This window comes from Paenirhodobacter populi, assembly GCF_004022215.1.
In the GTDB taxonomy this organism is placed as follows: domain Bacteria; phylum Pseudomonadota; class Alphaproteobacteria; order Rhodobacterales; family Rhodobacteraceae; genus Rhodobacter; species Rhodobacter populi.
In genome coordinates, this window is record NZ_SAUZ01000025.1 from 32,973 (window position 1) to 54,926 (window position 21,954).

The 21,954-nt window shown below is 65.6% G+C and carries 22 protein-coding genes and 1 tRNA gene; 5 read left to right on the forward strand and 18 right to left on the reverse strand.

The genetic code is table 11. The annotated features are described in order from the left end of the window. Window positions 1-57: 57 nt before the first annotated feature. Window positions 58-1,656 (forward strand): phosphoenolpyruvate carboxykinase, encoded by a 1,599-nt coding sequence (locus D2T30_RS18315; protein ID WP_128210077.1) that lies wholly within the window; start codon window positions 58-60, stop codon window positions 1,654-1,656. A 296-nt stretch (window positions 1,657-1,952) separates the two neighbouring features. Here D2T30_RS18315 and D2T30_RS18320 read toward each other — a convergent pair whose 3' ends face one another. Both D2T30_RS18320 and D2T30_RS18325 read right to left on the reverse strand, forming a co-directional pair. After that, entirely contained in the window at window positions 1,953-2,726 is a 774-nt protein-coding gene (locus D2T30_RS18320) for a pyrroline-5-carboxylate reductase family protein (RefSeq protein WP_128210078.1), read from the reverse strand. Then, window positions 2,723-3,376, reverse strand: a complete 654-nt coding sequence (locus tag D2T30_RS18325; RefSeq protein ID WP_128210079.1) for a TetR/AcrR family transcriptional regulator — start codon at window positions 3,374-3,376, stop codon at window positions 2,723-2,725. Before D2T30_RS18325 ends, D2T30_RS18320 begins: the two co-directional genes overlap by 4 nt. A gap of 165 nt (window positions 3,377-3,541) precedes the next feature. Here D2T30_RS18325 and hpbA point away from each other — a divergent pair, with 165 nt between their 5' ends. Continuing rightward, entirely contained in the window at window positions 3,542-5,578 is a 2,037-nt protein-coding gene (gene hpbA / locus D2T30_RS18330) for an N-methyl-L-proline N-demethylase HpbA (protein ID WP_128210080.1), read from the forward strand. 96 nt (window positions 5,579-5,674) lie between these two features. On the opposite strand, the gene D2T30_RS18335 is transcribed toward hpbA, so the two are convergent. Further along, window positions 5,675-5,881: a hypothetical protein gene (locus D2T30_RS18335; protein ID WP_128210081.1), complete on the reverse strand. Its 207-nt coding sequence runs from the start codon at window positions 5,879-5,881 to the stop codon at window positions 5,675-5,677. Between the two features lie 370 nt (window positions 5,882-6,251). Between D2T30_RS18335 and D2T30_RS18340 the strand changes: the two genes are divergently transcribed. Beyond that, complete coding sequence (locus D2T30_RS18340; RefSeq protein ID WP_164881677.1) at window positions 6,252-6,767, forward strand: PRC-barrel domain-containing protein; 516 nt, start codon at window positions 6,252-6,254, stop codon at window positions 6,765-6,767. 132 nt (window positions 6,768-6,899) lie between these two features. Here the strand turns inward: D2T30_RS18340 and D2T30_RS18345 are convergent, their stop codons facing one another. After that, a complete protein-coding gene (locus D2T30_RS18345) occupies window positions 6,900-7,088 on the reverse strand; it encodes a hypothetical protein (RefSeq protein WP_128186819.1) in 189 nt (62 codons plus the stop codon). Window positions 7,089-7,325: 237 nt separating this feature from the next. On the opposite strand from D2T30_RS18345, the gene D2T30_RS18350 reads away from it, so the two are divergent. Beyond that, window positions 7,326-7,402: transfer RNA gene (locus D2T30_RS18350), tRNA-Arg, on the forward strand. 95 nt (window positions 7,403-7,497) lie between these two features. Here D2T30_RS18350 and D2T30_RS18355 read toward each other — a convergent pair. The 6 genes from D2T30_RS18355 to argB all read right to left on the reverse strand — a co-directional run bounded on the left by D2T30_RS18355 (window position 7,498) and on the right by argB (window position 14,027). Then, window positions 7,498-8,169: an outer membrane protein gene (locus tag D2T30_RS18355; RefSeq protein ID WP_128210082.1), complete on the reverse strand. Its 672-nt coding sequence runs from the start codon at window positions 8,167-8,169 to the stop codon at window positions 7,498-7,500. A 166-nt stretch (window positions 8,170-8,335) separates the two neighbouring features. Beyond that, complete coding sequence (locus tag D2T30_RS18360; protein WP_128186815.1) at window positions 8,336-9,760, reverse strand: alpha,alpha-trehalose-phosphate synthase (UDP-forming); 1,425 nt, start codon at window positions 9,758-9,760, stop codon at window positions 8,336-8,338. Then, window positions 9,757-11,592 carry a glycoside hydrolase family 15 protein gene (locus tag D2T30_RS18365; RefSeq protein ID WP_128210083.1) on the reverse strand — a complete coding sequence of 612 codons (1,836 nt, stop codon included), beginning with the start codon at window positions 11,590-11,592 and terminating at the stop codon, window positions 9,757-9,759. The genes D2T30_RS18360 and D2T30_RS18365 overlap by 4 nt, the downstream gene beginning before the upstream one ends. Next, the gene (otsB, locus tag D2T30_RS18370) at window positions 11,589-12,356 is read right to left on the reverse strand and encodes a trehalose-phosphatase (protein ID WP_241651329.1); all 768 of its coding nucleotides are present in this window, start codon (window positions 12,354-12,356) and stop codon (window positions 11,589-11,591) included. Before otsB ends, D2T30_RS18365 begins: the two co-directional genes overlap by 4 nt. Window positions 12,357-12,499: 143 nt before the next feature. Further along, window positions 12,500-13,021, reverse strand: coding sequence for a SixA phosphatase family protein (locus D2T30_RS18375; RefSeq protein ID WP_128186811.1), 522 nt, complete (start codon window positions 13,019-13,021; stop codon window positions 12,500-12,502). Window positions 13,022-13,148: 127 nt separating this feature from the next. Continuing rightward, entirely contained in the window at window positions 13,149-14,027 is an 879-nt protein-coding gene (argB, locus tag D2T30_RS18380; RefSeq protein WP_164881692.1) for an acetylglutamate kinase, read from the reverse strand. A 155-nt stretch (window positions 14,028-14,182) separates the two neighbouring features. On the opposite strand from argB, the gene D2T30_RS18385 reads away from it, so the two are divergent. Then, the gene (locus D2T30_RS18385; RefSeq protein WP_128210084.1) at window positions 14,183-14,911 is read left to right on the forward strand and encodes an SDR family NAD(P)-dependent oxidoreductase; all 729 of its coding nucleotides are present in this window, start codon (window positions 14,183-14,185) and stop codon (window positions 14,909-14,911) included. A 170-nt stretch (window positions 14,912-15,081) separates the two neighbouring features. On the opposite strand, the gene yihA is transcribed toward D2T30_RS18385, so the two are convergent. The 8 genes from yihA to rpmH all read right to left on the reverse strand — a co-directional run bounded on the left by yihA (window position 15,082) and on the right by rpmH (window position 21,875). Further along, complete coding sequence (yihA, locus tag D2T30_RS18390) at window positions 15,082-15,732, reverse strand: ribosome biogenesis GTP-binding protein YihA/YsxC (protein WP_128210085.1); 651 nt, start codon at window positions 15,730-15,732, stop codon at window positions 15,082-15,084. Further along, the gene (locus tag D2T30_RS18395) at window positions 15,732-16,484 is read right to left on the reverse strand and encodes an MOSC domain-containing protein (protein ID WP_128210086.1); all 753 of its coding nucleotides are present in this window, start codon (window positions 16,482-16,484) and stop codon (window positions 15,732-15,734) included. Before D2T30_RS18395 ends, yihA begins: the two co-directional genes overlap by 1 nt. Beyond that, on the reverse strand, window positions 16,481-18,331 hold the full coding sequence (yidC, locus tag D2T30_RS18400; RefSeq protein ID WP_128210087.1) for a membrane protein insertase YidC: 1,851 nt from the start codon (window positions 18,329-18,331) through the stop codon (window positions 16,481-16,483). Before yidC ends, D2T30_RS18395 begins: the two co-directional genes overlap by 4 nt. A 129-nt stretch (window positions 18,332-18,460) precedes the next feature. After that, window positions 18,461-19,993, reverse strand: a complete 1,533-nt coding sequence (locus tag D2T30_RS18405; protein ID WP_128210088.1) for an EAL domain-containing protein — start codon at window positions 19,991-19,993, stop codon at window positions 18,461-18,463. A 68-nt stretch (window positions 19,994-20,061) separates the two neighbouring features. Next, window positions 20,062-20,946, reverse strand: coding sequence for a tRNA 2-thiocytidine(32) synthetase TtcA (gene ttcA, locus D2T30_RS18410; RefSeq protein WP_128210089.1), 885 nt, complete (start codon window positions 20,944-20,946; stop codon window positions 20,062-20,064). After that, entirely contained in the window at window positions 20,939-21,229 is a 291-nt protein-coding gene (gene yidD, locus D2T30_RS18415; protein ID WP_128210090.1) for a membrane protein insertion efficiency factor YidD, read from the reverse strand. Before yidD ends, ttcA begins: the two co-directional genes overlap by 8 nt. Then, window positions 21,226-21,720 carry a ribonuclease P protein component gene (rnpA, locus tag D2T30_RS18420; RefSeq protein ID WP_128210091.1) on the reverse strand — a complete coding sequence of 165 codons (495 nt, stop codon included), beginning with the start codon at window positions 21,718-21,720 and terminating at the stop codon, window positions 21,226-21,228. Before rnpA ends, yidD begins: the two co-directional genes overlap by 4 nt. Before the next feature lie 20 nt (window positions 21,721-21,740). After that, complete coding sequence (gene rpmH, locus D2T30_RS18425) at window positions 21,741-21,875, reverse strand: 50S ribosomal protein L34 (RefSeq protein ID WP_128186791.1); 135 nt, start codon at window positions 21,873-21,875, stop codon at window positions 21,741-21,743. Window positions 21,876-21,954 lie beyond the last annotated feature (79 nt).

Sequence of the window (21,954 nt, forward strand, 5' to 3'; positions counted from 1 at the left end):
TGGCCGAAGATGCCGGGAGGAACCCACAAGACGCCGTATCGGCAGCGGGAGCAACAGATGAACATCGGACGTGTGAACCCGGCGAAGCGCCTGGAAGATCAGGGCATCACTGGTCTGGGAAATGTCTATTACAACCTGCTGGAACCCGCGCTGATCCAGGAAGCGCTCAAGAACGGCGAGGGGACCCTGGGCAAGGGCGGCGCCTTCTACTGCACCACCGGCAAGCACACCGGCCGGTCGCCCAAGGACAAGTTCGTCGTGCGCAGCCCCTCGGTCGAAGACACGATCTGGTGGGAAAACAACGCGCCGATGGAGGCCGAGAAGTTCGACCTTCTCTACGCCGACATGATCGAGCACATGAAGGGCCGGGAGTACTACGTTCAGGACCTGTTCGGCGGCGCGGATCCGGCGCATCGGCTTGACGTGCGCGTGGTGACCGAGCTTGCGTGGCACGGGCTCTTCATCCGCCACCTGCTGCGCCGTCCCGAGCGCGAGGAGCTGGAAACCTTCGAGCCCGAATACACGATCATCAACTGCCCGTCGTTCAAGGCGGATCCGGCGCGGCACGGCTGCCGTTCGGAAACGGTGATCGCGCTGAACTTCGACAAGAAGATCATCCTGATCGCCAACACCCAGTATTCCGGCGAGAACAAGAAATCCGTGTTCACGCTGCTGAACTACATCCTGCCGGGCAAGGGCATCATGGCGATGCACTGCTCCGCCAACCATGCGATCGACCATATCGAGGATACGGCGATCTTCTTCGGCCTGTCGGGCACCGGCAAGACCACGCTGTCGGCGGATCCGTCGCGCATCCTGATCGGCGACGACGAACATGGCTGGTCGAACGAGGGTGTCTTCAACTTTGAAGGTGGCTGCTACGCGAAGACCATCAACCTGTCGCGCGAGGCGGAACCCGAGATCTACGCGACCTGCTCGATGTTCGGCACGGTGGTCGAGAACATGACCTTCGATCCGGAGACGTTCGAGCTGAACTTCACCGACAATTCGATCACCGACAACATGCGGTGCGCCTATCCGCTCGACTACATCTCGAATGCGTCGAAAAGCTCGCTCGGCGGGCAGCCGCGCAATGTCATCATGCTGACCTGCGATGCCTATGGCGTGCTGCCGCCGATCGCGCGGCTGACGCCCGCTCAGGCGATGTATCACTTCCTTTCGGGCTTCACCTCGAAGACGCCGGGGACCGAGGTGGGCGTGATCGAGCCGATCCCGACCTTCTCGACCTGCTTCGGCGCGCCCTTCATGCCGCGCCGGCCCGAGGTTTACGGCAAGCTGCTGCAGGAAAAGATCAAGGCGACGGGCGCGCATTGCTGGCTGGTCAATACCGGCTGGACGGGCGGCGCCTATGGTGTCGGCAAGCGGATGCCGATCCGCGCGACGCGCGGCCTGCTGACCGCGGCGCTGGACGGTTCGCTGAACAACGTCGAATTCCGCAAGGACCCGAATTTCGGCTTCGAGGTTCCGGTCGCGGTTCCGGGGATCGATTCCACCCTGCTCAACCCGCGCGACACCTGGGCCGACAAGGGCGCCTTCGACGCGCAGGCGGCAAAGCTGGTGCGGATGTTCTCGGACAATTTCGCGCAATATGTGCCCTATATCGACGACGACGTGAAAGCCGCCGCGATCGGCTGATCCGGTTCGAGGCTGGCATGACGAAAGGCCCCGGTTTTGCCGGGGCTTTTTCATGTGTGCCGTGGCGATGGCGGATGGGGAAGGAGGGGGCCAGCCCCCTCGCCCGTGCCGGGCTCACCCCCGGGATATTTTCGGAAAGATGATGAGAAGAGAGGCCTTGCCGGGGGCGCGCAGTCTTTGACGGGCCGGGTTGCGGATGGGGCCGCAGGTCTTGGGGTGGACGGAGGGGCTTTCCGGTTTGATGAAGGGGGATGACAGGAGCAATCTGCGTTCTTCGGGGGCGCCAGGGGGCGACCTCACCCCAGATGCCGCGCCTTCGCCGTTGCGGCGGTCAGGGCGGCGGTGATGCTTTCGGTGAAGCCCGCGTCGCGCGCCGCATGGATCCCGGCGGCGGTTGTGCCCTGATAATCGAGATAGGCGGCGATCATTTCGGCCGACTGGCCGACCTGTCCCTTGAGCAGCCGGGCGCCGTCGCAGACCACGGCCTCGGCGGCGCGGATGGCGATGTCTTCGGTGATGCCCCGGTCGCGCAGAAAGCCGATGATCGCCAGCGCGAGCAGGGCCGGATAGGCGGCGCCCGATCCGGGCACGGCGGACATCAGGTCGATCTGCGATTCACCCGTCAGTTCATCCGAGGTTCCGATCACCGAGAGCAGCCGCGTCACCGCCGCACGGTCGGCATCGGTCACGCCCGGCCCGGCGACCCAGGGCGAATAGGAGGCGCCGATTTCCGCCGCCGCATTCGGCATGGCGCGCACGATGCGCGCGCCGCAGGGGGCGAGCCGGTCGATCCCGACGCCGGCCATGAAGGACACCACCAGCCGGTCCGGGGCGTGCAGCTTCAGCGCGGCCCAGTCCTCGGGCCGGATGGACAGGACGATCAGGTCGCTTGCCGCCGCCAGTTCGTCCACGTCCCGCGCCCAGACGACATCCGGGTAGCCGTGGTAATCGGCGCGCGGCCCGCTGCGGTTGAGCAGGATCAGATTGCCCGGCGCATGCCCGGACGCCAGCAGCCGTCCCCCGAGCGCCGAGCCGAGCCAGCCGGTCGCGCCGATGATCCCGATCCTCATGCCTCTGTTCCTTCGGTATAGCCGTGGCGCGCATGGAACCGCGCCATCTCGCGCGGGGCGGGGAATTTGCCGCCGCTGTAGATCGCCACGTAATGCGGGATGCGCGCCATGCGCAAAGCCAGCGATTCGCGCACCTGCATCGAGATGTAGCCGATCTGCGCCAGATAGATGGTGCGGGCGCGGACCTCGGCGTCCTCGGGGTCGTGGCCCCATTTGCGCAAGAGGTCGGAGAGCGCCGCCAGACGCTTCACATCCTCCCCCTGCACCCGGTCCATGATGCCCGCATCCTGCAAGGCCCAGCTCCGCACCGCGAATTCCAGCCGGTCGTCAAAGGTTTCGCCGATGAAGCAGCCGATGACGTTCAGCATCGCCTCGGGCTCACTGTCGGCATATTCCCCCGCCGCGGCGATCAGGGGCAGGGTGGTGCGGCTCACCCATCGGTCGGCGAGGGCGGCGAGCAGCGCCTCGCGGTCGCGGAAATGCCAGTAGAAGCTGGTCCGCGCCAGTTTCAGCCGGGTGGCGAGCGGCATGATCTTGACCGCGTCGATGCCCTTTTCGATCAGCATTTCATAGGCCGCGTCCAGCCAGCCCTCGGGCGAGCCTCGCCAGCCGGTTTCGGGGGCGTCTTCTGTGGCGTCACGATCCTTCATCGCTTTTGGCTACAGGCGCCTTTGGCGTCGTGCAACGAAAATAATCAGATGTGTCGTGGAAATGGCCATATGCGACGGATTAAATGGTCACTGAAGAACCTTTTCTTGACACATATGAACATTTTGCGAAATCTGCCTGTGCATCCCACCCAAAAGGCAGCCCCGATGTCGAACGATCCGCTTTTGCAGCCCTATCAACTGAAGCACCTGACGCTCCGCAACCGTATCATGATCACCAGCCACGAACCGGCTTACCCCGAGGACGGGATGCCGAAGGACCGCTACCGGGCCTATCACGTGGAACGGGCGAAGGCGGGGGTGGCGCTGACGATGACGGCGGGGTCGGCCTCGATCTCGCGCGATAGCCCGCCGGTGTTCAACAACATCCTTGCGTGGAAGGATGAGGTCGTCGGCTGGATGAAGAAGCTGACCGACGAATGCCACGACCACGGCGCGGCGGTGATGATCCAGCTGACGCATCTGGGTCGACGCACCCGTTGGGACAAGGCCGACTGGCTGCCGGTGATCGCGCCGGGCCATGAACGCGAGGCGGCGCACCGCGCCTTTCCCAAGCGTATGGAGGACTGGGACATCACCCGGGTGATCGCCGATTTCGCCGATGCGGCGGAGCGGATGAAGGCGGCGGGCCTCGACGGGATTGAGCTGGAGGCCTACGGCCATCTACTGGAACAGTTCTGGTCGCCGCTGACCAACGATCTGGACGCGCCCTATGGCGGCAGCCTCGACAACCGGCTGCGTTTCACCTTCGACGTGCTCAGGGCGATCCGTGACCGGGTGGGGCCGGATTTCATTGTCGGCCTGCGCTACACCGGCGATCAGGACATGCCCGGGGGCATGGACAAGGCCGAGGGGATGGAGGTCTCGCGCAAGCTGCGCGACAGCGGGCTGGTCGATTTCCTGAATGTGGTGAAGGGGCATATCGACACGGACCCGGGGCTGACCGACCTGATCCCGGTGCAGGGAATGCGCAACGCGCCGCATCTGGATTTCGCGGGCGAGATCCGCGCCGCGACCGGCTTCCCGGTGTTCCATGCGGCCAAGATCCCCGATGTGCCGACCGCGCGCCATGCGATCGCGTCCGGAAAGCTCGACATGGTGGGGATGACGCGCGCCCATATGGCCGACCCGCATCTGGTGCGCAAGGTGATCGAGGGGCGCGAGGATGACATCCGCCCCTGCGTCGGCGCGAACTACTGCCTTGACCGGATCTATCAGGGCGGCATGGCCTTCTGCCTGCACAATCCGGCCACCGGGCGCGAAGAGACGATGCCGCAGACGATCCCGCCCGCTGCGGCGAAGCGGCGCATCACCATCGTCGGCGCCGGTCCCGCGGGGGTCGAAGCCGCCCGCGTCGCTGCCGAGCGGGGCCATGACGTCACCGTCTTCGAGGCCGCCGATCAGCCCGGCGGGCAGATCCGCCTGACCGCCTTGCAGGAACGCCGGCGCGAGATGATCTCGATCATCGCGTGGCGGATGGGGCAATGCGAAAAGCACGGGGTGCAGTTCCATTTCAACACCTTCGCCGATGCCGATACCGTTCTGGCCACCAATCCCGACGAGGTGATCATCGCCACCGGCGGCCTGCCCCATACCGAAGTGTTGACCGAGGGTAACGAGCTTGTCTGTTCGGCCTGGGACATTCTGGCGGGCGATGTGAAGCCCGGGCGCAACGTGCTGATCTTTGACGATGCCGGGGACCATGCGGCCTTGCAGGCGGCCGACGTGATCTCGGAAACCGGCGCGGCGGTGGAGATCGTCACCCCCGACCGCAGCTTTTCGCCCGAGGTGATGGCGATGAATCTGGTGCCCTATATGCGCAACCTGCAAAAGCGCGACACGACCTTCACCGTCACCTGGCGGCTGCTGTCGGTCACGCGCGAGGGCAACCAGCTGCGTGCGGTTCTGGGCAGCGATTACGGCGATTTCACGCGCGAGAGGATCGTCGATCAGGTCGTCGTCAACCACGGCACCCGCCCGCTGGACGAGCTGTATTTCGAGCTGAAGCCGCTGTCCTCCAATCTCGGCGAGGTGGACTACGAGGCGCTTTCGACCGGCGGGCAGCAACAGGTCGAGCGCAATCCCGAAGGGGCGTTCCGCCTGTTCCGCATCGGCGACGCGGTGGCAGCCCGCAATACCCATGCCGCGATCTACGATGCGCTGCGGCTGGTGAAGGACCTCTGACCGGCTGCCATCCTCCGGTCGCCGCCGTCCCGCGCGGTGGCCGGATCGCGGCCTTTCGGGGTCGTGATTCTTTCGCCTGTCCGGGCGGGAACGGGTCTACCGGAATATTTGCCTGAACGCCGCCAGATGCTCGGGCAAAAGGCCGCTTGGCGGGTCGAACGCCGGCAGCGACAATCGGCTGTTCGGATACTGCACCTTATATGCGATGGTGGACAGGCTGGCCCCCAGCACCTGATCCGCTGCGCCGGAATAGGCCGACAGGCTGGCGATGATTTCCTCTAATCTGGCGATGCGTGCCGCCAAGTCTTCAATCTCAGACAAAACGAATCTCCATTTTTCGGGTTAATGATTCAATGATGACCCCGTGTCGGGCGCCACGTCGAGTCTCGCTGTGCCGTTTTCTGCAAGCTGCACTATAAGGCCGGGCAATGCACAATTTTCAGCCTTTGTGTTGACGATGGGAGAACGGGGCATCGCATCGTCCTGCGCAAAGATTGGTCGGTGCGCCCGCGGGACGATCAATCCCCATGCGCGGGCATGTGCCGATCGTTCGGGCGTCATCCGGCGTGTTTTCGCCGTTTTCCTCCTGACGCCACGGAATGGATGAACCTATCATCCGCCGGGGCGTTTCCTTCCCGTGACCTGATCGAGACATAACATGAGGAGGAAACACATGCGTAACAACAGGATGATCACGGCGGTGTTCGCTTCGACGATGCTGGTCGGGGGACCAGGCATGGTTCTGGCACAGACCGAGGCGCCCTCGGATGCCATGCAGCAGGCGCAACAGGATATGGGCAACGAACCCGCCGACATGGCGCCGCAAGGGACACCCGATGCCGCGCCGTCGGTTGCGCCGGGGGCCACCACCAACCCCTCGCCGCTTGAAGGCTATACCGAAACGGCGATCGGGACTGTGACGGTCGACCAGCTCAAGGGCGTCGATCTCTATGATCCGGAGGACCAGAAGGTCGCGACGATCTCGGATCTTGAGGTCGGCACGGACGGCAGCGTCACCCGCATCATCATGGATGTCGGCGGCTTTCTGGGGATCGGCGCAAAGCCCGTCGCCCTGACGCCGGAGCAGGTGACCCTTTACAAGAATGCCGACGACCAGATCCGGGGCTATGTGAGCCTCAGCAAGGATGCGCTCCAGGCCCTGCCGGATTATCAGGCGGCGGATGGCTGAGGCGGATTTCCCCGACAGGGGCACGATCTGCAACAAGACCTGCGGCCGTTCCTTCGGGGGCGGCCGTCGCATATGAGGAGACGGCGATGCCACACCGCCGTCCCCGTCTTTCACCGGCAGTTGCGCCCCGGTCTATTCCTGCACATGAGGATGCAGCGGGACATAGCATGCCGCGATACGTCCATCTTCGCCGAGCACCGGGATGTCGCATACCAGATGGGCTTCGTCGTGAAGATTGCCGTTCTCTTGCAGGTGCCTGACGGGGCGATACGAATGGGTCGCCGCGTTACGCACCGTGACGGTGTGTCGGTCGGTATCCATGGTTTCCTCCTCTAGCGCCGCACAGAGAAGATCTGCAGGCAGAAGATGCTACCATGAAGGAAGGCAGAAGAAATCGCCTCTTCTGGGCGCGGAAAGAGATTGGAGCAGTGGTTTTCCGGGCGATGACGACAGCCGCACACCCCCTGCGTCGCAGAGGCCGCACACCCGCATCGCGATTCCCCACGCCGCCTTCTCCCTTGCCTTTCAGGTGTTTTCACCGCAAAACACTGGCAGCGTGACCTCGTGGCTCAACTGGATAGAGCAGCCCCCTCCTAAGGGGCAGGTTGGTGGTTCGAATCCACTCGGGGTCACCATTTTCCACTCCTGATGCCCGCCGCGTGGCATGGCCACCAAACGAAATACGCCGCCCGAAGGCGGCGTATTCCTGGAATTCTGGATCTTTCGCGGATCAGAAGCGGTAGTTCACACCAAGCTTGATCTGTTGAAGATCGGCTTCGGCCTTGCCGATGCTGGTGTCGAACGAACCCAGATCGGTGTAGGCATATTCCAGATAGGACGACCAGTTCTGGTTGAACTTGTATTCGGCGCCCAGACCGTAGGTGACGCCATCGACGCCCTTCTTCTGGCTCGCGCCGTCGTCGTATTTCGCGTCGGCCCAAGTGTAACCGAGCAGGCCATAGGCCAGCCAGTTGTCGTTGAAGGCGTAACCGGCGCGGGCGAACAGGGTGCCGGCCTTGTCGATTTTCACATCGCCGTCGCTCAGCGCGGCGTAGTTGCCGGTCAGGCTGTCCTTGTATTTGCCGAAGTTGTATTCGGCACCCAGACCGTAGACGCCATTCCCGGATTGCCAGTCATAGCCGGCGCGCAGGGCGCCATTGGTGCCATCGGGTTCCGAGATCTTCTTGCCGAGAGCGTCAGCCAATTCGTCCTTGGCTTCGACTTTGCTCTTTCCCCAGTTGATGTTGGCGCCGATATAGGCGCCATCCCAGCCGGTCGGATAGACCGGAACGACGACCGGGGCTACGGGAGCAGCCTCGACGACGGGGGCAGTATAGCCACCGGCCATTGCGGCGACGGCGGACATGGATGCGACAGAAGCAATTGCAAAGGTCTTGATCATCTTGTTCCTCACTTGGTTACCTACGCCGACTGGCGTGAGCGAGCGTGAAACGTTCACGTCCCTGAGGTAGGTCGGCCCGGGCGGAGGTAAAGAATTTGCGAAAATACGGGTTCAGACAGTTGCAAAAACGTCACATTTTTCCGCGTGACCCGCAAATCCCAGCCTATCAGGCGGGCGTTTCTGCGACGGTCTGGGGCGGCGCAAGCTGATCGAGGTAATCGGCGCACCAGTCGAATACACTGTTTTTGCTAAGTTTTTCTGCGGCGATCGCATGCAGCTCTTGCCGTTTTTCGCGCGGCATGGACACCGCCTGGGCAATGGCGTTGGCAATCGCCTCTTCGTCATAGGGATTCACCAAGAGCGACCCCCGGCCCAGCTCATAGGCCGCCCCGGCAAAGCGCGACAGGATCAGGATGCCGGGATCTTCGGGGTCCTGCGCGGCCACATATTCCTTGGCGACGAGGTTCATCCCGTCGCGCAGGGGCGTGACCAGCGCCACCCGTGCCATGCGGTAGATCCCGGCCAGAACATGATGGCCAAGGGCGCGGTTCATGTAGCGCACCGGGGTCCAGTCGATCTGTCCAAGCGCGCCCGCGGTATGCCCGGCAAGTTCGGCGACCTCGCGTTGCAGCGCATCATATTCCGCCACGCCCGACCGGGACTTGGGCGTGATCTGCAGGAAGGTCACGCGGCCGAGCCAGTTGGGATTGGCCTCGAGGAACCGGCGATAGCCGTTCATCCGCTGCGGCAGGCCCTTGGTGTAATCCAGCCGGTCGACGCCGACGATCAGTTGCTGACCGCCAAGGGATTCGCGGAACTTGCGCATCGCGGGATTGCGCACCGCGTTGCGCGCCGTGCGGGCGAAGGCTTCGGAATCGATGCCGATCGGAAAGGCGCCCACCTTGAAGCGCCTCCCCGAAATCTCTTCGGGCATGCCGTCCGAGACCTGATAGATCCCGTCCTCGCCCGGCACGGGCAGGGCGATCCCGCTGCGCTTCAGGCACAGGCCGAAATTCTCGGCGTCGAACTCGGTCTGAAAACCGATGAGATCGCAGGCCGTCATGGCGCGCAGCAACATCTCGCTGATCGGCAGGGTCAGATAGACATCCGGCGCGGGCCAAGGGATATGCAGGAAAAAGCCGATCCGGTTGCGCAGCCCCATCCGCCGCAGTTCCGAGGCCAGCGGGATCAGGTGATAGTCGTGGATCCAGATCAGGTCGTCGGGCTGAACCAGCGGCGCCAGCCGTTCGGCGAAGATCCGGTTGACCCGGAAATAGCCCCGCGCATCGCGGCGCGCGTAATCGGTCAGGTCGATGCGGTAATGGCACAGCGGCCAGAGCACGCTGTTCGCGAAACCCTGATAATATTCCGACAGGTCTCGGTCGGACAGATCGGTCAGCGCATAGGTGATCGGCCCTTCCTCGCGCCGGACCAGTGGCCCGGGTTCCTCCTCCCCGCAGGACTTCCCCGACCAGCCGAGCCAGATCCCCCCGCGTTCGTTCAGCGCCGCGCGCACCGCCACCGCAAGCCCCCCTGCCGGAGGGCGGTCCGGGTTCGGAACGCGGTTCGACACGACGATCAGGCGGCTCATAGCACTTCCTCCCAGTTGCGGGACAGGGTCATGGCGGCGTTGATCAGCCCGACCATCGAATAGCTTTGCGGGAAGTTGCCCCACAATTCGCCGCTTTCGACATGGACGCCTTCGGACAGCAGCCCCAGATGGTTCCGCCGCGACAGGATGTCGTCGAATATCTGCCGCGCCTCCTCGCGCCGTCCGGTGCGGGTCAGCGCGTCGATCAGCCAGAAGGTGCAGGCGGTGAAGGCGGTTTCCGGGGCGCCGAAATCGTCGGGCCGGCGATAGCGATACAGATGGTTGCCGAAGCGCAGCTCCTTCTCGCAGGCGGCGACGGTGGCCAGAAAACGCGGATCGTCCGGCGCGATGAAGCCGATCCGCGCCATCAGCAGCAGGCTCGCATCCAGCTCGTTGCCGTCGAAAGCCGAGACGAAGGACCGCATCTCCGCGTTCCAGCAATGGTCTAGGATGCCCGACCGGATGCGTTCGGCGCTGGCGGTCCAGCGCGCCTCGGCCTCGGGCAGCGCCAGCCGGTGCGCGATCCGCGCAAGCCTGTCGCACCCCGCCCAGCACATCAGCGCGGAATGGGTATGGACCTCGTTGCGGGTGCGGAATTCCCACAGGCCGGCGTCGGGCTGGTCCCATCGGGCCTCGGCCTCTTCCCCCAGCCGTTCGAGGCGGTGGAACAGCGGCTCGCCCCCCATGTCGGGCAGGCGTTCGTCGAAAAAGCACTGGATCGCCGCAAGGATGACCGAGCCGTAGCCGTCGTTCTGCACCTGCGTCCAGGCGGCATTGCCGCGCCGCACCGGGCCAAGGCCGCGATAACCCGACAGGCTCGGCACGATATGTTCGTCCAGCACCCGTTCCAGCCCCAGCCCGAACAGCGGTTGCAGATAGCCGTCCCGCGCCCCGGCGACGAGGTTCGAGACATAGGCGAGGTAATTCTCCATCGTGCGGGTGGCGTTCAGGCTGTTCAGCGCTTGCACCGTGAAATAGGAATCGCGCAGCCAGCACAGGCGGTAATCCCATGTCCGCCCGCTGGCCCCGTATTCCGGGATCGAGGTGGTCAGCGCCGCGACAATAGCCCCCGTTTCCTCGTTCGAGCACAGCTTCAGCGTGATCGCGGCGCGGATCACCACGCTCTGGAAATCGGCGGGCAGGGCAAGGCCGCGCACCCAGTCGAGCCAGTAGCCCCGGGTCTCGCGCAGGAAATGGCGCGCGATCGACATCGGCGCGGCCGACAGGCTTTCGTCCGGGCCGAGCACAAAGGCGATCGGCCGGTCGAGCAGGAAGGGCGTTTCGTCCAGCACATATTCCACCGGCGCATCGGTGGTCAGCCGCAGCACCTGATCGCCAAGGATGTAGCGCACGTGATTGGTGCCGCGCGTCCGTTCCGGGCGGCTTGCGCCATAGTCGCAGCGCGGGCGCAGCGCCACCTTCAGCCGCGGCGCGCCGGCCACCGGCTCGACGATCCGCACGATGGTGGCACCGCGAAAGACCCGGCCGTTCATGCGGAAGCGCGGCGCGAAGTCGATGATCTTCGCCCGGTTTCCCTCGGCATCCGTCAGCACGGTTTCAAGAACGGCGGTGTTGCGCTGATAGCGCTGCGTCGCCTCGGTCTGGTTCGCGATCGAAAAGCGCCACACCCCGGTTTCGTCATCGCCGGGATCCAGAAGGCCGCAGAACACCGGATCGCCGTCCATGCGGGGAATGCACATCCAGTTCAGCCCGCCCGTCTCATCGATCAGCGCGGCGATGGCCGAATTGCCGATCACGCCAAGGTCGAGGCTTTGTTTCACCGTGGGCTTTTCGGTGAGTTTCGCGGGCACCACGGGGCCGTCGGCTGTCATGCGATTCTCCTCATCCAGGTCCTGAAGTCGGCGGGCGAGGGCAGCTTCGCCATTGCGAGGCTGTCCCGCGTCATCTCCGGTTCGCCGATGCGCAGCGAAAGGCCATTCATCTCGTTGACGACGCGGAACATCGCCTCGTCCGTCACGTCGTCGCCCGCGGCAAAGGGGATGCGCCCGGCGAAAGGCGGTTCGGCCATGAGCCTGCGGATCGCCGTCCCCTTGTCCGCGCCGGCGGGGCACAGCTCGACCACGCATTTTCCGGGGCGCAGCAGGTAGCCGTCGCCCGCGCAGATCAGCGCGCGTTCCATGATCTGCTCGACCTCCGCGCGATGTTCGGGCGCCTGCCTGTAATGCAGGGCGAAGGCGCGGCCCTTGTCCTCGAACAGCACGCCGGGCAGATCCTGCGTGGCGTTGCGCACCAGATCGCGGCCGTGGCGAAAGGCCGCCGTCGGCGCCTCGCCCGCAAATGTTTCGGCAGCGCCCGGGGGGGCGATCCGCTCTCCGGGGCGCAGTTCGGTTCCGTGCAGCCCGGCGACGGTGAAGCGGTATCCGGGAAAGAGGCTGTCGACAAAGGCGACCGGCCGCCCCGTGATCAGCGCGAGCGCCCCCGAGGCGGCGGCTTCGAGCGTTTGCAGCATGTCCTGCGTTCCCTCGCCGGGGCTGACCGCATCCGGCGAAGCGGCCAGATCCAGCAAGGTGCCGTCGAGGTCGATGAAGAACGCCCAGTCCCCGGCCGAGGGCAGGAGCAGGTCGGAGGCGGGCACGGACAGCTCCGCCCCCTCTTGGCGCGGCAGGCTGTCGGCAGCGCGCGACGCGGTTTGTTGTCTGTCATTCATTGGCATGAGTGACAGATAGGCCGGGCTTTCGGCGTTTCAAATCCGTGCCGCCCGAGATGGGCGGGGCTATGCTACCGGCCGCGGACGGAGGGGGTGAAGAAATCCAGAACCGATCCCGTCCCCGGCTTCGCCTGTGTCCAGTCGTCGATCTGGAAATCGACGATCAGCGTGGCGCAGGTCGGATATTTGCGGAAATCCGGGGTGTAGATCGGCCGTGCCGGCAGCGTCGCCGCGAATTCCGCGATGGCGGGATTGTGGCCGACCATCATCACCGTCGGCTGGCTGGCGGTCTTGAGCAGTTCCAGCATGACCTCCGGCCCGCCGTGATAGAGCGCGTCGACGAACCGGACCTTGGGCAGTGATTCGAGCACCGCGCCCTGAACCCCTTCCCACGTTTCGCGGGTGCGGCGGGCGGGGGAACAGATGACTTCCTCGGGCTCCAGCCCGCGCGAGGCAAGGAAATCGCCCAGTTCGTGGGCCGCAAGGCGCCCGCGCGCGTTGAGCGGCCGGTCGAAGTCGGCCATCTGGGGATCATCCCAGCTCGACTTGGCATGGCGGGAGAGGATCAGGCGACGATATCCGGCGGGTGTCATTGTGGAATGCCTCATATGCCATGCGAAGGTCCGCGCAGCCTGCCACAGGCGTGCCCGATGGGGCAAGCGCGACGCGAAAGGGATCGGCGGAAGGTGATCGGTCGGCCTGCGGCGGCCGGCCGGCGGTTCAGCGGCGGCGCGGCCGCACGCGCGGCGTGGTCGATCGGATCATCGAGCCCGCGCCATGTTCGGTGAACAGTTCGAGCAGGCAGGCGTTCGGCACCCGGCCATCCAGAATGACCACGGCGCGCACGCCCTCCTTCACCGCCTGAAGCGCGGTTTCCACCTTGGGAATCATCCCGCCCGAGATGGTGCCGTCCTCGATCAGGGCCATCACCTCGTCGGGGGACATCTGGGTGATGACATCGCCCGCCTTGTTCTTGACCCCCGCCACATCGGTCAGCAGCAGCAGGCGATCCGCCTGAAGCGCCCCGGCAATGGCACCCGCCGCGGTGTCGCCGTTGACGTTGAAGGTCTCGTTGTCCTTCATGCCGGTGGCGACCGGGGCAATGACCGGGATGATCCCGGCGCTGTAAAGGTCGCGGATCACCTGCACGTTCATCTCGACCGGGCGGCCGACGAAACCGAGTTCCGGGTCATCCGCCTCGCACACCATCAGGTCGTCGTCCTTGCCGGAAATGCCGACCGCGCGGCCGCCCTGATCGTTGATCGCCTGCACGATGCGCTTGTTCACGAGGCCCGAGAGGATCATCTCGACCACCTCGACGGTGGCCTTGTCCGTCACCCGCTTGCCGCGCACGAACTGCGACTGGATGCCCAGCTTTTTCAGCATGTCGTTGATCATCGGCCCGCCGCCGTGAACGACAACGGGGTTCATGCCCACCTGTTTCATCAGCACGATGTCGCGGGCGAATTCGGCCATCGCATCGTCGTCGCCCATCGCGTTGCCGCCGAATTTCACGACGACGACGGCATCGGTATAGCGTTGCAGGTAGGGAAGCGCCTCGGACAGCGTCCGGGCGGTGGCGGTCCAGTCACGATCCATCGTCTGCTTTCTCATCATCGGCCCCCGGGAACTTGGCGCAAGTGTTACGGCCAAACCGCAGCCCTGCCAAGGGGCAGCGCCAAAAGCGCCATACCAAAACCATTGCCTTCGCCGCTGACAGGTTTACCCTCCGGCACATCGGATGGGAGAACGTCATGGATGATCGCAAGGTGCTTTTGCTGACCGGGGCGAGCCGCGGCATCGGCCATGCCACGGTGAAGCGTTTCGCCCGCGAGGGGTGGCGGATCCTGACCTGTTCGCGTCAGGCATTCTCCGACAGATGCCCCTGGGGCGGGGCCGAGGACCATATCCAGATCGACCTTGCCGACCCGGAGCAGACGCGCGACGTGATCCAGGACATCCGCGCGCGGCTGGACGGCCGGCTGCACGCGCTGGTCAACAATGCCGGCATCTCGCCCAAGGGGCCGGGCGGATCGCGGTTGAACTCGATCGAGACGGGGCTCGACACCTGGTCACAGGTGTTCAACGTGAATTTCTTCGCGCCGATCGTGTTGGCCCGCGGGTTGCAGGAGGAACTGGCGCGGGCGCAGGGGGCGGTGGTCAACGTCACCTCGATCGCCGGATCGCGGGTGCATCCCTTCGCGGGCGCCGCCTATTCGACCTCGAAAGCCGCGCTGCGGGCGCTGACGCGGGAGATGGCGCTGGATTTCGGGCCGCTCGGCGTCAGGGTCAATGCGATCGCGCCGGGCGAGATCGAGACCTCGATCCTGTCCCCGGGAACCGAGAAGATCGCCGAGGTCCTGCCCCTGCGCCGTCTGGGCCAGCCCGAGGAGGTGGCGGAGGTCATCTGGTTCCTGTGCAACAATACATCGAGCTACGTCACCGGCACCGAGATCGAGGTGAACGGCGGCCAGCACGTCTGAGGGGCGGGCGAACCCTGCGCGGCTGGGGCGCGCTTCGGTGCAGGGCGGGGATGCGGAGAGAGAGGGGGCCAGCCCCCTCTTGGCCTTCGGCCAATTCACCCCCGGGATATTTATGGAAGAATGAAGGCAGGGACGTTCGCGTTTCGTGGGAAACGATGGCGCGGGGGGGGCTATTCCAGCGTGGCGATGATGGTGCGCAGGATCTCGATCCCCTCGCCCTTTTCCGAGGAGGTCAGGACGATTTCCGGATGCGCCGCCGGATGTTTCGACAGCGCTGTCTTGACCTGTTCGACCACCCGGTCGCGGTCCACCCGGCCGATCTTGTCGATCTTGGTCAGCACGACCTGAAAGGTCACGGCGGACCGGTCGAGCAGCGTCAGGATTTCCTCGTCGACTTTCTTCACCCCGTGGCGCGCGTCGATCAGCACGAAGGCGCGGCGCAGGTTCACGCGACCGGACAGATAGGCCTTCAGCAGTTCCTGCCATTTCTTCACGATCGGCAGGGGCGCCTCGGCGAAGCCATAGCCGGGCAGGTCGACCAGATAGGGGCCGCCGGTCGTGGCGAAGAAGTTGATTTCCTGCGTGCGGCCCGGGGTGTTCGAGGCGCGCGCGAGGTTCTTGCGGTTCGTCAGCGCGTTGATCAGCGAGGATTTGCCGACGTTCGAGCGGCCGGCGAAGCAGACCTCCAGCCGGTCGCCCGGCGGCATGCCGGACATGGCGACGACGCCCTTGACGAAATCGACGGGCGCGGCGAACAGCAGCCGCCCGCGTTCGCGGGTGATGTCGTCCGGCTCGGGGGCGAGGATGAACTGCATCTGCATCAGAGGATCTCCACCGGGTCATCGCGGGAAATCTCTCCCGCCTTGGTGACAAGTCCGAACAGGCCGAAGACCATGTCGCCGTGCTGCGCCTTGAGCAGGGCGAGCATGTCGAGGTCTTCGCGTCCGGTTTCGGGATTGCCGCAGGTCGCTCGGCAGCGGATGATCGGGGCGGCGATCCCGATCTCGGCCGTGCCGATGCGCAGGGTGCGGCCGGTCAGATCGCGTTCGGCCCAGGGGGCCCAGCCATCGACCCAGAGGTTGCCGCGGAAGCGGTGCGGCGACAGGTTTTGCCCGGCGGCCTCGGACAGCGCGGCGAGCGAGGCGAGCGACAGGATCGACAAGAACGGTGCCTTGTTGTCGGCCAGCGCCACCCCGGGTTTTTCGATGGCCCGCGGGGCAGGGCGGTTCGCGGGCCAGAGCGGCGCCAGCCACTCGATCAGCTTTTCCTGATCCGCGGGCCGGTCGGGGTCGATCCGCAGGTGCCAGAGATCGGGCTGGGTCAGCTCGATCGTGCCGTCCTCATGCGTCTGCGCGGTGACGGCCATCAGCCCCGGCGCCGCGACACCGCGCACGAAGTTCATCTTCGGCGCCCATGTCTCCAGCGGCGAGGCAAAGCGCGCCTCTTGCGTGGAGATGGCCCAGACCCGGTCGAAAGGCAGACCGCGCCCCTGTGTCAGGGACGCGGTCGGAATTTCCTCATGGCCGATGGACTTGATCGGATGGCGGAAGATATGGCGAAGCCGCGCCGTCATTTCTTGGGCTTGGCGGCTTTCGCCTTGTCCGCGGTCGGCGGCTCGCTCTTCGGCTTGCGCTTGAAGGTCGAGCGGATGTTGCCGAACAGATCTGGTCTCTGCCCGTGCATCGCCATGATCGCATATTGCTGGAAGAAGGTGATCATGTTGTTGGCGATCCAGTAGAGCACGAGGCCCGAGGCGAAGCTGCCCAGCATGAACATGAACACCCACGGCATCCAGGCGAAGATCATCGCCTGACTCGGATCGGTGGGGGCGGGGTTCAGCTTCTGTTGCAGCCACATCGACACGCCCAGCAGGATCGGCAGCACGCCGAGCGACAGCATGAAGAACATCGTATGCGGTTCCGGCGTGCCCCAGGGCAGCAGGCCGAACAGGTTCAGGATCGACGACGGGTCGGGGGCCGAGAGGTCGCGGATCCAGCCGAGCCACGGGGCGTGATACAGCTCGATCGTGACGTAGATGACCTTGTAGAGCGCGAAGAAGATCGGGATCTGCAGGATGATCGGCAGACAGCCCGCGGCCGGGTTGACCTTGTTCTTCTTGTAGAGCTCCATCATCCCCTGCTGCATCTTCGCCCGGTCGCTGCCGGCGATTTCCTTCAGCTTTTCCATCTCGGGCTGAAGTTCCTTCATCTTCGCCATCGAGATGTAGGATTTGCGGGCGAGCGGGAAGACCAGCAGCTTGATGATCAGCGTCAGCGCGACGATCGCCCAGCCCATGTTGCCGATCGCGCCGTGCAGCCAGTGCAGAAGCTGGAACATCGGCTTGGTCAGGAAGAAGAACCAGCCCCAGTCGATGCTGTCGACGAAACGCGAGATGCCCCCCTGATCCTGATAGGATTTGATGACTTCCCATTCCTTCGCGCCGGCGAAGAGGCGGCTTTCGACCGTGGCCGAGGCGCCGGGGGCGACCTCCGTCACCGGCATCCGCACCTCGGCCTGATAGAGATCCGAGGCGGCGGTGTATTTGACGACCGAGGTGAAGGCTCCGTCGGCCGGCACCAGCGTCGCCATCCAGTATTTGTCGGTGAAGCCGATCCAGCCGTTCTCGGTGCCCTTCAGGATTTCCGCCTGACCTTCGCCGGCGACCTGATCGAGCTTGGTGATATTGCTGTATTTGGTTTCCTCGAGCTTGCCATCCGTCATGCGGATCGCGCCCTCGTGCAGAACGTAGACGCGCTGGCTGTCGGGGATCCCGTGGCGCACGACGATGCCGTAGGGGGCAAGGCGGACCGGCGCGTCGGTCGTGTTTTCCACGCTCTGATCGACGGTGAACAGGTAATTCCCGTCGACCGAGATGGTGCGGGTGAAGATCAGCCCCGCGCCATTGTCCCAGGTCAGCGTGACCGGCGTTTCGGGGGTCAGGGTGGCATCGGCGGGCGCGGTCCAGACGGTGTTCGGCCCGGGCACCAGCGCCGGGTCGAGCCCGCCCGCCGGCGACCAGCCGTAGACCGCGTAATAGGGCTTTGCCGCGCCAAGATCGGTGCCGCCGACCGGGGCGAGCAGCCGCACGAGGGGCGAATCCGGCGCCAGCGTCTCGTTGTATTTCTTCAGCGACAGGTCATCGAGCCGCCCGCCCACCAGCGAGATCGAGCCGGTGAGGTTCGGCGTCTCGATCCGGATGCGCGGCGAGGCGGCGACGGCCGCTTCGGTCGCGGCCTCGGTCGTCAGGGCGCCGACCGTTGCCGTTTCGGTCGCCTCGGCGGTCGGGACGGCCGGTTGGCTGCCCGCGACCGTTTCCGTCGGTGCGGGGGGTGTCTGTGGCGGGAAGAAAAACGTCCAGCCGATCAGCACGAGCACCGAAAGCACGGTCGCAATGATGAGGTTCTTGTTCTGGCTTTCCATGAGGATCTTCCGCCTGCCGTCCCGGTTCGGCCCGGTTCAACAGAAGGGGCGGCAAAAGGTCAAGCGGTTTTGCCGTTTTCGGGGGTTGCTGCGGGGGAAGTGATCGCAATCGTGGGCTGCCGTGGGGCCCTAGCCGCCGCGGCGGGTGGGGATGCGCGGGGTGGCGTTCAGTTTCGCATTGTGACGCTCGATCCAGTCGCGCGTTTCGGCGAAGGGCATCGGCGCGGCGATCGCCTCACCCTGAAGATGGCGGCAGCCGAGTTGCGCGAGCATCGCGCTTTCGGACTGGCTGGCGACCCCTTCGGCCAGCGTTTCCATGCGCAGCCCGTCGGCCATGGCGGCAAATGCGGCGACGATCTTCTGCTGCTCCGTTTCCCGGTCGATGCGGGAGACGAGCGATCGCGGCAGGCGCAGGCGCCGGACCGCGGCGCGGCGCATCATCTCGACCGGGATCGGGCCGCCGCCGAGGCCGCTCAGCTCGATCACGCAGCCGATTTCCGCGCAGCGGGTCAGGTTGCGCAGGACCATCCCTTCGTCCGGGTGGGACACCGCATCGCCTTGCAGGACCAGACAGAGCCGCGCCGGTTCCAGATCGAATCCCTCAAGCGCCCATTGCAGCCGGTCGGTCAGCTTCGGATGCGTCAGCACCGCGGGGGGGAACACCACCGACAGGAGGCCCGTGCAAAACCCGTCGCGTTCCCATGTGCGCAGCGATTCCAGCGCCTGACGCAGGATGCCATCCGTCAGCTTCCAGACCAGATCGCCGGGGGGCAGGGCGGCAAGGATCTCCGCCGGGCCGAGCAGGCCGTGGCGGGGATGCTTCCAGTGCGGCATCACCTCCAGCCCGGACACGACGCCGGTATCCATGCTGATCTGCGGCTGAAAACAGGCGAGGATCTGCCCGGCGTCGAGCGCGGCGGGGATCTCGGCGGCCAGCTCCTCCCGCCGCTGCGCTTCGGGCGGCGGCGTGGCGGAAAACATGCGGATCGCGCCGGGGCCATGCGCCTCGGCCTCCAGCGCGGCATCCTCGGCGGCCATCAGCATGGCGGTGCCATTGCGCGCCGGGGCGCGTTCCGACAGGCAGATGCCCAGATGGATCGACACGGCAAGCGACTGCCCCGCGACGGGAAGGGCGACCTCGCAGCTCGCCTGCAACCGCACGGCAAGCTGGATCATGTTCTCGATATCCGGATGCGGGGTCGGCGACAGCAGGATGGCGAAATGCGCGCGGTCGATGCGGACCATCCGGTCCGCGTCGCGCAGGGTGCCGTGCAGGCGCGCGCCGATGCGCCGGATCAGCGCCTCGAAATCATCGTGGCCGAGCCGCAGAAGCAGCGCATTCGCATCATCCGGGCCGACGACCAGACAAGCGGTGCGCAGCCCGCTCCGCCCTCCGTCTTGCAGGAACTGGTCCAGAACCGCCTCCGCCTCCGGCCGGTGGGGGCGGGTTCCCGGCGCGGCGCCCTGCCCGGAGGCGGCGCGCGCCGGGCTGGTCATCCAGGCGACGGACATGACGGTCAGCGACAGCAGGATCATCGCCGGCGCCCCGAACCAGTGACCGGCCAGCGCCACGGCGATCAGGAAGGGCAGAAGCTCCGGCCGCAGAAAGGCCGGACGCAGCCGCGCGCCCTTGCCAAAACCGCCGATCCGCCATCTGGACATGCCCGTTCCCTTCCTTTGCCGGAGATGTGGCCCGGCGACAGGTCTGGCACGGCTGAGTCAGGAACAGGTTAATCGCGATCCCGCAGTTTCGGGACTATTTCGCTAAAATCCTCGCGGTCCGGGGCGGGTTGACGCATCAGCGCGGCGAAATCGAACAGGTCGCTGTCGCACAGATGCGAGGGGCGCACGTTCATCAGCGCGCGGAACATCACCTGCCGGCGGCCCGGATTGCGCGATTCCCACCCGTCCAGCAGCTGTTTCACCTGCATCCGCTGCAACCCCTCCTGCGAGCCGCACAGATCGCAGGGGATGATCGGATAGTTCATCGCGCGGGCGAACCGCTCGCAATCCTGCTCGGCCACAAAGGCAAGGGGGCGGCACACGAACAGATCGCCTTCCTCGTTCAGCAGTTTCGGCGGCATCGCGGCCAGCCGCCCGCCGTGGAACAGGTTCATGAAGAAGGTTTCGAGGATGTCGTCCCGGTGATGGCCCAGAATCACCGCGGAACAGCCTTCCTCCCGCGCGATCCGATACAGGTTCCCGCGCCGCAGCCGCGAGCAGAGCGCGCAATAGGTCCGCCCCTCGGGCACCTTTTCCTTCACGATGGAATAGGTGTCGCGGTATTCGATCCGATGCGGCACGCCCATCCGTTCAAGGAATTCCGGCAGCACCGTGGCCGGAAAGCCCGGCTGCCCCTGATCGAGGTTGCACGCCAGCAGGTCGACCGGCAGCAGTCCGCGCCATTTCAGCTCATGCAGAACGGCAAGCAGGGTATAGCTGTCCTTGCCGCCCGACAGGCAGACGAGCCAGCGCGCGCCACGCTCGATCATGCCGTATTTCTCGATCGCCTCGCGGGTTTCGCGGACGATGCGCTTGCGCAGCTTGCGGAACTCGGTCGAGGAAGGCGCGCCCGCGAACAGCGGATGGATGGGGGAGTCTTCGTCGTCAAGCATCGGGGGCATCCTTGTCGCACTGGCAGTTGCGGCTGGGGCACCGGGCGTCATGGGCGGGATCGGCGCCCGGCACGGGGTCATAGCCATGCCCGCCCCAGGGATGGCACCGGCAGATACGACACAAGGCCATCAAGCCGCCCCGCAGCGCCCCGTGACGTTCCAGCGCCTCGAGCGCATAGGCGGAGCAGGTCGGCTGATACCGGCAGCCATGCCCGACCCAGGGGCTGAGCACCAGCCGGTAGGCCCGCACCGGCAGGGCGAGGATATGGGTCAGCGGGCTCATCCCTTGCCCCGGCGGCGGCCCTTGGGCGTGTCGGCCATGGGGCGGGGACGGGCCTTGGACGAATGGATGTCTGTCAGGGCGCGGCGCAGGTCCTGTTGCAGATCGGCGAAATCGCGGTCGACGGTCGCGCCGGGGCGGCCGATCAGGACGTAATCCCATCCGGGCCGGGCGAGTTCGGGCAGGATCAGCCGCGCGATTTCCCGCAGCCGGCGCTTGGCACGGTTGCGCAGGACGGAATTGCCGACCTTCTTCGAGCAGGTGAAGCCGATGCGGACCAGCCCTTCGGGAACGGGCTCCGCCGCCGCGCGCTGCCGCGCCTGCAACAGAAAGCCGGCCGTTCCCTGACGAAGCGCCGAGGCCGCGCGCAGAAAATCCGCCCGCTTGCGCAGCGTGATCAGGGGTGCGGAACCATCCGCGCAAAAGGAAACCGCCGGGGCGCTTCCCGCACCCCGACCCTTCGGGTCAGTCACGGGAGCCTCCGGCGGTGTCATGGCTGTCGGGCCAGTCGGCCTTACGCCGACAGGACCTTGCGGCCCTTGGCGCGGCGCGCGTTCAGGACCTTGCGGCCACCTTTGGTTGCCATGCGCGCGCGGAAGCCGTGACGGCGGGCGCGCACGAGGTTCGACGGCTGGAAAGTGCGTTTCATCGCGGGTCTACTCCGGGTTCGTTCTACGGTCGGGCAACACAAAACCTGCCGGATTCGGCTGCCGCTCATATTCGAGGAC

Coding starts and splice junctions, on each gene's coding strand:
- D2T30_RS18315 (WP_128210077.1), top strand. CDS start 58: ATGAACATCGGACGTGTGAACCCGGCGAAGCGCCTGGAAGATCAGGGC.
- D2T30_RS18320 (WP_128210078.1), bottom strand. CDS start 2,726: ATGAGGATCGGGATCATCGGCGCGACCGGCTGGCTCGGCTCGGCGCTC.
- D2T30_RS18325 (WP_128210079.1), bottom strand. CDS start 3,376: ATGAAGGATCGTGACGCCACAGAAGACGCCCCCGAAACCGGCTGGCGA.
- hpbA (WP_128210080.1), top strand. CDS start 3,542: ATGTCGAACGATCCGCTTTTGCAGCCCTATCAACTGAAGCACCTGACG.
- D2T30_RS18340 (WP_164881677.1), top strand. CDS start 6,252: ATGCGTAACAACAGGATGATCACGGCGGTGTTCGCTTCGACGATGCTG.
- D2T30_RS18345 (WP_128186819.1), bottom strand. CDS start 7,088: ATGGATACCGACCGACACACCGTCACGGTGCGTAACGCGGCGACCCAT.
- D2T30_RS18355 (WP_128210082.1), bottom strand. CDS start 8,169: ATGATCAAGACCTTTGCAATTGCTTCTGTCGCATCCATGTCCGCCGTC.
- D2T30_RS18360 (WP_128186815.1), bottom strand. CDS start 9,760: ATGAGCCGCCTGATCGTCGTGTCGAACCGCGTTCCGAACCCGGACCGC.
- D2T30_RS18365 (WP_128210083.1), bottom strand. CDS start 11,592: ATGACAGCCGACGGCCCCGTGGTGCCCGCGAAACTCACCGAAAAGCCC.
- D2T30_RS18375 (WP_128186811.1), bottom strand. CDS start 13,021: ATGACACCCGCCGGATATCGTCGCCTGATCCTCTCCCGCCATGCCAAG.
- argB (WP_164881692.1), bottom strand. CDS start 14,027: ATGGATCGTGACTGGACCGCCACCGCCCGGACGCTGTCCGAGGCGCTT.
- D2T30_RS18385 (WP_128210084.1), top strand. CDS start 14,183: ATGGATGATCGCAAGGTGCTTTTGCTGACCGGGGCGAGCCGCGGCATC.
- yihA (WP_128210085.1), bottom strand. CDS start 15,732: ATGCAGATGCAGTTCATCCTCGCCCCCGAGCCGGACGACATCACCCGC.
- D2T30_RS18395 (WP_128210086.1), bottom strand. CDS start 16,484: ATGACGGCGCGGCTTCGCCATATCTTCCGCCATCCGATCAAGTCCATC.
- yidC (WP_128210087.1), bottom strand. CDS start 18,331: ATGGAAAGCCAGAACAAGAACCTCATCATTGCGACCGTGCTTTCGGTG.
- D2T30_RS18405 (WP_128210088.1), bottom strand. CDS start 19,993: ATGTCCAGATGGCGGATCGGCGGTTTTGGCAAGGGCGCGCGGCTGCGT.
- ttcA (WP_128210089.1), bottom strand. CDS start 20,946: ATGCTTGACGACGAAGACTCCCCCATCCATCCGCTGTTCGCGGGCGCG.
- yidD (WP_128210090.1), bottom strand. CDS start 21,229: ATGAGCCCGCTGACCCATATCCTCGCCCTGCCGGTGCGGGCCTACCGG.
- rnpA (WP_128210091.1), bottom strand. CDS start 21,720: ATGACACCGCCGGAGGCTCCCGTGACTGACCCGAAGGGTCGGGGTGCG.
- rpmH (WP_128186791.1), bottom strand. CDS start 21,875: ATGAAACGCACTTTCCAGCCGTCGAACCTCGTGCGCGCCCGCCGTCAC.